At 53.6% G+C, this 9815-nt stretch carries 10 protein-coding genes; 8 read left to right on the top strand and 2 right to left on the bottom strand.

Features of this window, described 5'->3' with window-relative positions:
• From ACTHUE_RS06880 to ACTHUE_RS06860, 5 genes are all read left to right on the top strand, one after another.
• On the top strand, nt 1-299 hold a 299-nt coding region (locus ACTHUE_RS06880), incomplete at its 5' end, for an alanine:cation symporter family protein (RefSeq protein ID WP_440403062.1).
• 83 nt (nt 300-382) lie between these two features.
• Complete coding sequence (locus ACTHUE_RS06875) at nt 383-1639, top strand: D-amino acid dehydrogenase (protein WP_049336835.1); 1257 nt, start codon at nt 383-385, stop codon at nt 1637-1639.
• 180 nt (nt 1640-1819) lie between these two features.
• Nucleotides 1820-2629 carry a zinc transporter ZupT gene (zupT, locus tag ACTHUE_RS06870; protein WP_002224778.1) on the top strand — a complete coding sequence of 270 codons (810 nt, stop codon included), beginning with the start codon at nt 1820-1822 and terminating at the stop codon, nt 2627-2629.
• 96 nt (nt 2630-2725) lie between these two features.
• Nucleotides 2726-5554 (top strand): valine--tRNA ligase, encoded by a 2829-nt coding sequence (locus tag ACTHUE_RS06865; RefSeq protein ID WP_070695184.1) that lies wholly within the window; start codon nt 2726-2728, stop codon nt 5552-5554.
• A 69-nt stretch (nt 5555-5623) separates the two neighbouring features.
• A complete protein-coding gene (locus tag ACTHUE_RS06860; protein WP_049336837.1) occupies nt 5624-6088 on the top strand; it encodes a hypothetical protein in 465 nt (154 codons plus the stop codon).
• Between the two features lie 107 nt (nt 6089-6195).
• On the opposite strand, the gene ACTHUE_RS06855 is transcribed toward ACTHUE_RS06860, so the two are convergent.
• Entirely contained in the window at nt 6196-7137 is a 942-nt protein-coding gene (locus tag ACTHUE_RS06855) for an ABC transporter ATP-binding protein (protein WP_070695185.1), read from the bottom strand.
• A gap of 15 nt (nt 7138-7152) precedes the next feature.
• Nucleotides 7153-8043 carry an NUDIX hydrolase gene (locus ACTHUE_RS06850; protein ID WP_049343715.1) on the bottom strand — a complete coding sequence of 297 codons (891 nt, stop codon included), beginning with the start codon at nt 8041-8043 and terminating at the stop codon, nt 7153-7155.
• Nucleotides 8044-8163: 120 nt separating this feature from the next.
• Here ACTHUE_RS06850 and ACTHUE_RS06845 point away from each other — a divergent pair, with 120 nt between their 5' ends.
• The 3 genes from ACTHUE_RS06845 to rsfS all read left to right on the top strand — a co-directional run.
• Entirely contained in the window at nt 8164-8748 is a 585-nt protein-coding gene (locus ACTHUE_RS06845) for a beta-class carbonic anhydrase (RefSeq protein WP_049336840.1), read from the top strand.
• Nucleotides 8749-8766: 18 nt separating this feature from the next.
• Nucleotides 8767-9372, top strand: a complete 606-nt coding sequence (nadD, locus tag ACTHUE_RS06840; RefSeq protein ID WP_049343716.1) for a nicotinate-nucleotide adenylyltransferase — start codon at nt 8767-8769, stop codon at nt 9370-9372.
• A 58-nt stretch (nt 9373-9430) separates the two neighbouring features.
• The coding region (gene rsfS / locus ACTHUE_RS06835) for a ribosome silencing factor (RefSeq protein WP_002246503.1) at nt 9431-9815 on the top strand (385 nt) is incomplete at its 3' end.

Below are 9815 nucleotides of genomic sequence, written 5' to 3'. Positions count from 1 at the left end.
TCACCATCGGCCTGATTTTCTTTGCCTACTCAACCATTCTCGGCTGGTGTTATTACGGCGAGAAATGCGCGGTTTACGTCTTCGGCGAGAAGTTTGCCGGTTTGTACCGCGTTGGTTATGTTTCTTCAGTTATGCTGGGAACCGTGTTGAGCCTTGATTTGGTGTGGCTGGCTTCGGATACATTCAACGGCTTGATGGCATTGCCCAACCTGATTGCGCTTTTGTTGATGGCGAAAGTCATCGTCAATGAAACGCGTGACTTCAAACAAAAAATCAAAAACGGCGAATTGCCGCATTAATGTCCAAGGCCGTCTGAACCTGAACATTCAGACGGCCCGATGGATATTAAGTTTGTTTTGAAAAAAGTCAGAGGAGGAGAAAAATGAAAGTGCTTGTTTTAGGTGCTGGTGTTGCCGGCGTATCTTCCGCGTGGTATCTGGCAGAGGCAGGGCATGAAGTAACGGTCATCGACCGCGCCGAGGGCGTGGCGATGGAAACCAGTTTTGCCAATGCAGGCCAGCTTTCTTACGGCTATACCACGCCTTGGGCTGCACCCGGTATCCCGACCAAAGCACTGAAATGGCTGTTTAAAAGCCATCCGCCTTTGCTGTTTCGCCCTGACGGCAGCCTGTATCAAATCGAATGGCTGTGGCAAATGCTGCAAAACTGCACGTCAGCGCGCTATCAAATCAATAAAGAGCGCATGGTCAGGATTTCTGAATACAGCCGAGAAATGTTCCGCCGTTTTGAAGCGCAAACCGGCATGAATTTTGAAGGGCGCAAAAAAGGGACGTTGCAGATTTTCCGCCAAGCCAAAGAAGTTGAAGCGGCAGAACAAGACATTGCCGTTTTGGAACGCTACGGCGTGCCGTACCGCCGTCTGAAACCCGAAGAATGCGCAGAGTTTGAGCCTGCGCTGGCACGCGTTACCGCCAAAATTGCCGGTGGCCTGCACCTGCCCGCAGACGCGACCGGCGACTGCCACCTCTTCACTGAAAACCTATACAAATTGTGTCAGGAAAAGGGAGTACAGTTTCATTTCAACCGAACCATCCGCCGCATCGAACAGGGCGGCCAGCGCATCAGCGCAGTGGAAACCGAAACAGAACGGTTTGAAGCAGATGCCTTCGTCTGTGCGCTCGGCTGCTTCAGCAGGACGGTTTTGGCGCAGTTGGACCTCGATCTGCTCATTTACCCCGTCAAAGGCTATTCCTTGACCCTGCCTGTCACAAACTCAGACGGCGCGCCAGTGTCCACCGTTTTGGATGAAAGCTACAAAGTCGCCATCACGCGCTTTGACAACAGAATCCGCGTCGGCGGCATGGCGGAATTATCGGGCTACGAAATCAAACTGCCCGAAAAACGCCGCGAAACCCTGGCTTTGGTCGTCAACGATTTGTTCCCCGAAGGCGGCGACTTGAATCAGGCATTGTTCTGGAGCGGCCTCAGACCAATGACGCCCGACAGCACGCCGTTAATCGGGCGCACCCGCTTTGACAACCTGTTCCTAAATACAGGCCACGGCACTTTGGGCTGGACCATGTCGCTGGGTTCGGCAAAATTAACCGCCGATATCGTGAGCGGTAAAGACACCGAAATCCGCAGCGATGATTTGAGCCTGTCGCGCTATCAGGCTTAAGCTGGAAAGCGATAAGGTTTAGTGACATTTCAAACTTAAAGGCCGTCTGAAAATTATTTTTCAGACGGCCTTTTGTTTCAAAATCTGTGTACCTAATCAATAAAATAAATAATAACTATTATCATATGCATTAAAAAGTGTTAGTCTGAACCTGTCCCAGCTTTTAGCGCAGGTTTTCTCATGCCCGATTTTTCGATGTCCAATTTGGCCGTTGCCTTTTCCATCACGCTGGCCGCTGGTTTGTTTACCGTATTAGGCAGCGGCTTGGTGATGTTTTCCAAAACGCCCAATCCGCGCGTGTTGTCGTTTGGTTTGGCATTTGCCGGCGGTGCGATGGTATATGTTTCCCTGACGGAAATTTTCAGTAAATCCAGCGAGGCATTCGCTGAAATTTATGATAAAGACCACGCGTTTGCGGCGGCGACCATGGCATTTTTGGCTGGGATGGGCGGCATTGCGCTGATCGACCGCCTGGTGCCGAACCCGCATGAAACCTTAGATGCGCAAGACCCGTCGTTTCAAGAAAGTAAACGCCGCCATATCGCACGAGTCGGTATGATGGCGGCGTTTGCGATTACGGCGCACAATTTCCCCGAAGGTTTGGCGACGTTTTTTGCCACCTTGGAAAATCCGGCGGTCGGGATGCCTTTGGCCTTGGCGATTGCCATCCATAATATTCCGGAGGGCATTTCCATCGCCGCGCCGGTTTATTTTGCCACCCGCAGCCGTAAGAAAACGGTATGGGCGTGTCTGCTATCCGGCTTGGCCGAGCCTTTGGGGGCGGCTTTGGGCTATTTGGTTTTGCAGCCGTTTTTATCGCCTGCCGTGTTTGGTTCGGTGTTCGGCGTGATAGCCGGTGTGATGGTGTTTTTGGCGTTGGACGAGTTGTTGCCGGCCGCCAAACGCTATTCAGACGGCCATGAAACCGTTTACGGCCTGACAACGGGCATGGCAGTGATTGCCGTCAGCCTGGTATTGTTCCATTTTTAAAACCCGTATGCCAAAGGCCGTCTGAAATGATTCAGACGGCCTTTTTGCGTTATAATCCGCACATCAAAAATAACCTTAATTTCACAAAGTTCCATCATGTTAGACAAATACAATCCAGCCGAAATCGAATCCAAACATTATCAAAACTGGGAAAAGCAGGGCTATTTCCAGCCTGATATGGATTTGACCAAACCGTCTTTCTCCATCCAACTGCCGCCGCCCAATGTAACCGGCACGCTGCACATGGGCCATGCCTTCAACCAAACCATTATGGACGGCCTGACCCGCTATTACCGCATGAAAGGCTGCAACACCGCCTGGATTCCGGGCACCGACCACGCGGGCATCGCCACGCAAATCGTGGTCGAGCGTCAGCTTGCCGCACAAAACGTATCCCGTCATGACTTGGGCCGCGAAAAATTCTTGGAAAAAGTGTGGGAATGGAAAGAAGTTTCCGGCGGCACGATTACGCAGCAGATGCGCCGCGTGGGTTGCTCTGCCGACTGGACGCGCGAGTATTTCACGATGGACGACGTGCGCGCCGAAACCGTGACCGAAGTGTTCGTGCGCCTTTTTGAACAAGGCTTGATTTACCGCGGCAAACGCTTGGTGAACTGGGATCCAGTATTGGGTACCGCAGTGTCGGATTTGGAAGTGGAAAGCGTGGAAGAACAAGGCTCTATGTGGCACATCCGCTATCCGCTGGCCGACAATCCTGCCGAAGCCGTTATCGTGGCGACTACCCGTCCCGAAACGTTGCTGGGCGACGTGGCCGTTGCCGTCAACCCTGAAGACGAACGTTATACCCACTTAATCGGCAAGGAATTAATCCTGCCACTGACCGGCCGCACCATCCCCGTGATTGCTGACGAATACGTTGAAAAAGATTTTGGCACCGGCTGCGTGAAAATCACGCCTGCGCACGACTTCAACGACTATGAAGTCGGCAAACGCCACGACACGCGCCTGATTAATGTGTTCGACTTGGAAGCCAAAGTGCTGGCAAACGCCGAAGTGTTCAACTTCAAAGGCGAAGCGCAACAAGGCTTTGCCCTGCCTGAAAAATACGCAGGCTTGGACCGCTTTGCCGCGCGCAAACAAATGGTTGCCGATTTGCAAGAACAAGGCTTCTTGGTCGAAATCAAACCGCACACGCTGATGACGCCGAAAGGCGACCGTACCGGTTCAGTGATTGAGCCGATGCTGACCAGCCAATGGTTTGTCGCCATGTCCGCCACGCCAAACGGCGGCGAGCCTGACAGCGAATTCAAAGGCTTAAGCCTTGCCGACAAAGCCAAAAAAGCCGTCGACAGCGGCGCAGTGCGCTTTATCCCTGAAAACTGGGTCAACACCTACAACCAATGGATGAACAACATCCAAGACTGGTGTATCTCGCGCCAACTGTGGTGGGGCCATCAAATCCCTGCGTGGTATGACAACGAAGGCAATGTGTACGTTGCCCGCAATCAGGAAGAAGCCGAAAAACAAGCCGGCAAAACCGGTTTGATCCGCGAAGAAGACGTATTGGATACATGGTTCTCCTCCGCGCTCGTGCCGTTCTCCACATTGGGCTGGCCGTCTGAAACCGACGAACTCAAAGCCTTCCTGCCGTCCAACGTCTTGGTCACCGGCTACGAAATCATCTTCTTCTGGGTGGCGCGCATGATTATGATGACCACCCACTTCACCGGTAAAGTACCGTTTAAAGACGTGTACATCCACGGCATCGTGCGCGACCATGAAGGCAAAAAAATGTCCAAATCCGAAGGCAACGTCATCGACCCTGTGGATTTGATTGACGGCATCGACTTGGAAAAACTGCTGGTGAAACGTACCACCGGCCTGCGCAAACCCGAAACCGCGCCGAAAGTGGAAGAAGCAACCAAAAAACTCTTCCCCGAAGGCATTCCGAGCATGGGTGCGGACGCATTGCGCTTCACCATGGCGAGCTACGCCAGCCTCGGCCGCAGCGTCAACTTCGACTTCAAACGTGCCGAAGGCTACCGCAACTTCTGCAATAAATTGTGGAACGCCACCAACTTCGTGTTGATGAACACCGAAGACAAAGACTGCGGCCAAGACGAAATGCAGCCGTTGGCGTTTACCTTTGCCGACCAATGGATTATCGGCAAACTGCAACAAGCCGAAGCCGCCGTTGCCGAAGCCTTTGAAACCTACCGCTTCGACCTTGCCGCGCAAACGCTGTACGAATTTGTGTGGAACGAATATTGCGACTGGTACATCGAGCTGGCAAAAGTGCAAATCCAAACCGGCTGCCCGACAACCCAGCGCACCACACGCCGCACCCTCGTGCGCGTACTCGAAACCATCCTGCGCCTGCTGCACCCAATCATGCCGTTCATTACCGAAGAGCTGTGGCAGGTCGTTGCGCCTCTGGCGAATGCCAAAACCGCCGACAGCATTATGTTGGCCGCTTATCCCAAAGCCGACCCGGAAAAAATCGTGCAGGCTGCTTTTGACCAAATGGCGCAACTGCAAGACCTGATTGGCGCCGTGCGCAACCTGCGTGGCGAAATGGGCATTGCCCCGAACGTGAAAGCGCCGCTGTTTGTGGAAGGCAGTGTGCCTGAAGCGCTGCTGAAATACCTGCCCGCCCTCACGCGCCTGACCGAAGCCAAAACAGTGGACAGGCTGCCCGAAAGCGAAGACGCACCTAGCGCCGTCTGCAATTGCGCGCGCCTGATGCTGAAAGTCGAAATCGATAAAGCCGCCGAAACCGCCCGTTTGAGCAAAGAAGCCGAGAAGCTGCAAAAAGCCTTGGACAAACTCAATGCCAAACTCTCCAAACCCGGCTACACCGAAAAAGCCCCCGTGCATCTGGTGGAAAAAGACAAAGCCGATTTGGCGGAGTTGGAAGACAAAATGGCGAAAGTTCAAACTCAGTTGGCGAAGTTGAAAGACTGATTTTGATTGAATAGACAAGGCCGTCTGAAAAATGTTTTTTCAGACGGCCTCTTTAAAAAAAGGAAATAGATGAAACTCTTTATTCTGCCGGTGCTTTTATCCGCAACAACTGCTCTGGCTTCTCCAATTGTCGGTACATGGCATTGCGTTGGCTCTGATGAAAACATTCAGAGTGATACAAAAGTCGAATATCTTCAGGACGACAGTTTCCGTGGCGACGCTAAGCTCAAAGTGGACGATGACGGCAATGTTTTGGCATACCATGTTGTTGGTGGGGGTAAATGGCGTTTTGCGAACAATGCCTTAACTCAAAGCCAAATCAAGTACAGTGAAGTTTCACGACTCCACAGCCCTGAAACATTGGCATGGTTGGAAGAATCAGAAGACGGCCAATTCTTGGAAAGTATGATATACACCGGATTGGTCGCGCAGATGGACAAGCCCGGTGAAGACGAGGTTTATCAACTGGATAAAACAGGCAAATTGGTGTTTGAAGACGGGACTGCCCGTGAGGTATGTACGAAAGTGAAGTAAAAAGCGACCATAGGTCAGATAGGTTTGTTTGATTGATGGCTAGATAACAAAGGCTGTCTGAAACTTAATTTTCAGACGGCCTTTTTCTTTTTCTTAATCCATCAAATTCAATCAAACCAAACGATCTGACTTTCATCCACGCTGATGCGGATTTCCTGTCCGGTTTGCGGTTTGTCCGTATCGTGGTCAGCGTGGGGATACCAAATCAAATCGCCGTATTGCGGATGGGCGAGGGTGAGGCGTGTGCCTTCGGCGAGGGGAACGGCTTCGCTGATGCGGACGGCCGTGCCGTCTGGGTCGAATCGAATGGCGTGTTGGGGAATGTAGCGTGTGTCGCCGGTGTTGGCCAAACCGAGCAGTAGGGCGGCTTGGGCGTTGACGGGGCGGTGGATAAGGGTTTCCGGCGTGCCGTGTTGGAGGATGCGGCCTTCGTGCATGATGGCGATGGTGTCGGCCATGGTGCAGGCTTCCTCGGCGGAGTGGGTCACGAGGATGGCGGGGATGTTTTGACTGCGGATGCGTTCGGCGGTCAGGGTGCGCAGGTGGCGGCGCAGGTGGGTGTCGAGGCTGGAGAAGGCTTCGTCCAAGAGCAACAGCGACGGGCGCGTGATGAGGGCGCGTGCGAGGGCGAGGCGTTGCTGTTCGCCGCCGGAGAGGCTTTCGGGTTTGCGTTGCGCTTCGTGTTCCAAACCGATGTCGCGCAAGGCCTGCATGGATTGTTCTTCGATTTCGGCTTTGGGCAGGCGGCGCATTTTGAGGCCGAAACCGACGTTGTCGAGGGCGGTTAAATGCGGCAAAAGGGCGTAGTCTTGAAACATCAGCGAGATATTGCGCTTTTCAGACGGCATGTCGGTGATGTTGTCGCCGTTGAGCCAGACTTCGCCGCTGTCGGGACGCACCAGGCCGACGATGGTTTTGAGCAGGGTGGATTTGCCGCAGCCGGAGCGGCCGAGTACGGCGAGGATTTCGCCTGCTTCGACGTTTAGATTAATGTCTTGGGCAACGGTTTTGCTGCCGAAGCGTTTGTTGATGTTTTTGAGTTGTAACATGGTTTCAGACGGCCTTTAAAAATGGGGTCGGCAACGGATGCTGTCGAGCCATGCGGACAGCAGATGTTTGGGGTCGATCAGGCCGTATCGACGGCAGGCTTCGATTGTGACCAACTGGGCATCGTGCATCATGTGTCCGCCCAACATGGCATCAAGCAGGGTGGGGATGTCCATCAGTTCAAAACCGGCGACTTCGCCGTCTTGGTTGGCGGGTTGGAAGCCTTCGGGCAGGACGATGTCGAAGATATACAGGATTTCGTTGTGGACACCGCGGTTAACGGGGCGCAAACTATATATTTGGGCAGTCGGTCGGATATGAGGTGTTAATGAAGCGGGAATGCCTGCTTCTTCTTCGCCCTCGCGGCAGACGGCTTCAGACGGCCTCTCGCCGCTGCTGATGCCGCCGCCGGTCAGATTGTCGAGTTTGTTTGGATCGACGGCTTTGTGCGGACTGCGGCGGCCTATCCAAAAGCGCAAACCGTCTTCTGTTTCGACCAATCCGTTCAAATGCACTGCCTGACTCATCAGGCCGAACGGACGGAAGGCTGCGCGTTCGAGTGCGCATAAAGGCTTGCCCGACTGGTCGCAGATGTCGAACTTTTCACCGCGCCAACCTTTGAGCCAACCGCACTCGCGCCATTGTTGCGCCAGCGTTTGTAAACTGTCGCCCATCTGAGCCCAGCTGTCTGTTTCCAAATTCAGGCCGTCTGAAAGGGTTGACTGCCTGCCTGTCCAATCTTGCCCGAGGCGTTCGCGCCATAATGGGTTCAGACGGCCTAAAGGCAGGCCGTTGAGATACAGAATGCACCAATCGTCGGATGCGCCATAGCTGGTTTGCGCCCAATCCCACAATGCGTCGTGGACATCGGACGCGAATACCTGTTCAAAACGGAAAGACTGAGACATGGCGCATCCTCCAAAAGAACTAAAGATACGTCGATTTTAGCCGTTTATGGCGAATTTGCAAAACAACCGCACTACCCGAAAACCGCTATAATAGAGTAAACCATCCGAAACGAGCACATCATGAGCGAATTGAGCGAAATCCTCGCCTATAACCAACATTTCGTCGAAACGGGCGAATACGAAAAATACTTTACCAACAAATACCCCGGCCGCGAGCTGGCCATCCTCTCCTGCATGGACGCGCGCATTATCGAATTGCTGCCCAACGCGTTGGGTTTGAAAAACGGCGATGCCAAGCTCATCAAAAACGCCGGCGCGCTGGTGACCCACCCTTGGGGTTCGGTGATGCGCAGTTTGTTGGTGGCCGTATTTGAACTTAAAGTCAAAGAAATCATGGTCATTGCCCACCACGATTGCGGTATGCGCGGATTGCACGCCGAAGAGTTCCTCCAACGCGTACACGACAGCAATATCCCCGACGACCGCATCGAAACCCTGCGCAATGCCGGTATCGATTTGGACGGCTGGCTGACCGGTTTTGACGATGTCGAAGACAGCGTGCGCCATACCGTCGAGCTGATTCGCAAACATCCGCTGATGCCCGACAACATCGCCATCCATGGCCTAGTCATTCACCCGACCACAGGCAAGCTCAACCTGATTGTTGACGGCAGTCTGCCTGCTTCAGACGGCCAAAACATCTAACGCAGACATCACCACGAAATGAAAAACATCGGATTATTCGGCGGCACGTTTGACCCCATTCACAACGGCCACCTCCACATCGCCCGCGCCTTCGCCGACGAAATCGGTTTGGATCTCGTCGTCTTCCTGCCGGCAGGCGACCCGTACCACAAAGACAGCACGCGCACGCCGGCACAAGAGCGCCTCAATATGGTTGAACTCGCCATCGCCGACGAGCCGAAATTCGCCGCCAGCGACTGTGATATCGTCCGCGACGGCGCAACTTATACGTTTGACACCGTCCAAATCTTCCGCCAGCAGTTTCCCAGCGCGCAACTGTGGTGGCTGATGGGCAGCGACAGCCTGATGCAGCTGCACACATGGAAAAAATGGCAAACCCTCGTGCGCCAGACCCATATCGCCATCGCCATGCGACAAGGCGACAACCTCAACAAAACCCCGCGCGAATTGCACGCATGGCTCGGCGAAGCACTGCAAAACGGCAGCGTCCGCATCCTCAACGCGCCGCTGCACAACACCAGCTCCACCCAAATCCGTGCCAATCTTGCCAAAACGCACCATTCAGACGGCCTGCCGCAACCGGTCGCCCAATACATCCGCCAACACAAACTCTATGAAAAATAGCGTTTATTCAGGCAGATAAGCTATAATGCCGTCTGAAAACATTTCAATTAGGAAAATAATGAACGAACAAGAATTGCAAGACCTGCAAAAAATGGTCGAAGTGGCCGTAAACGCCCTCGAAGACATCAAAGCCAAAGACATCTCTGTTTTGGAAACCCAAGACAAAACCTCCCTGTTCGCCCGCATGATTATTGCCAGCGGCGACAGCACACGCCAAGTCAAAGCACTGGCAAACAACGTTGCCGTCGATTTGAAAGAAGCCGGTTTCGAAATCCTCAGCACCGAAGGCGACAGCGGCGAATGGACGCTTGTCGACGCAGGCGACCTCGTTGTCCACGTCATGCTCCCTGCCGTGCGCGACTTCTACGACATCGACACCTTGTGGGGCGGAGAAAAACCGAGTTTCCACGCCGGTATGCAAAAACCTTGGCACGCCGCCGACT

It is taken from the genome of Neisseria sp. P0021.S005, from assembly GCF_051956955.1.
The sequence above is the reverse complement of the archived record's forward strand: the minus strand, read 5'-3'. Positions and strand labels throughout refer to the sequence as shown.

Coding starts and splice junctions, on each gene's coding strand:
- ACTHUE_RS06875 (WP_049336835.1), top strand. CDS start 383: ATGAAAGTGCTTGTTTTAGGTGCTGGTGTTGCCGGCGTATCTTCCGCG.
- zupT (WP_002224778.1), top strand. CDS start 1,820: ATGCCCGATTTTTCGATGTCCAATTTGGCCGTTGCCTTTTCCATCACG.
- ACTHUE_RS06865 (WP_070695184.1), top strand. CDS start 2,726: ATGTTAGACAAATACAATCCAGCCGAAATCGAATCCAAACATTATCAA.
- ACTHUE_RS06860 (WP_049336837.1), top strand. CDS start 5,624: ATGAAACTCTTTATTCTGCCGGTGCTTTTATCCGCAACAACTGCTCTG.
- ACTHUE_RS06855 (WP_070695185.1), bottom strand. CDS start 7,137: ATGTTACAACTCAAAAACATCAACAAACGCTTCGGCAGCAAAACCGTT.
- ACTHUE_RS06850 (WP_049343715.1), bottom strand. CDS start 8,043: ATGTCTCAGTCTTTCCGTTTTGAACAGGTATTCGCGTCCGATGTCCAC.
- ACTHUE_RS06845 (WP_049336840.1), top strand. CDS start 8,164: ATGAGCGAATTGAGCGAAATCCTCGCCTATAACCAACATTTCGTCGAA.
- nadD (WP_049343716.1), top strand. CDS start 8,767: ATGAAAAACATCGGATTATTCGGCGGCACGTTTGACCCCATTCACAAC.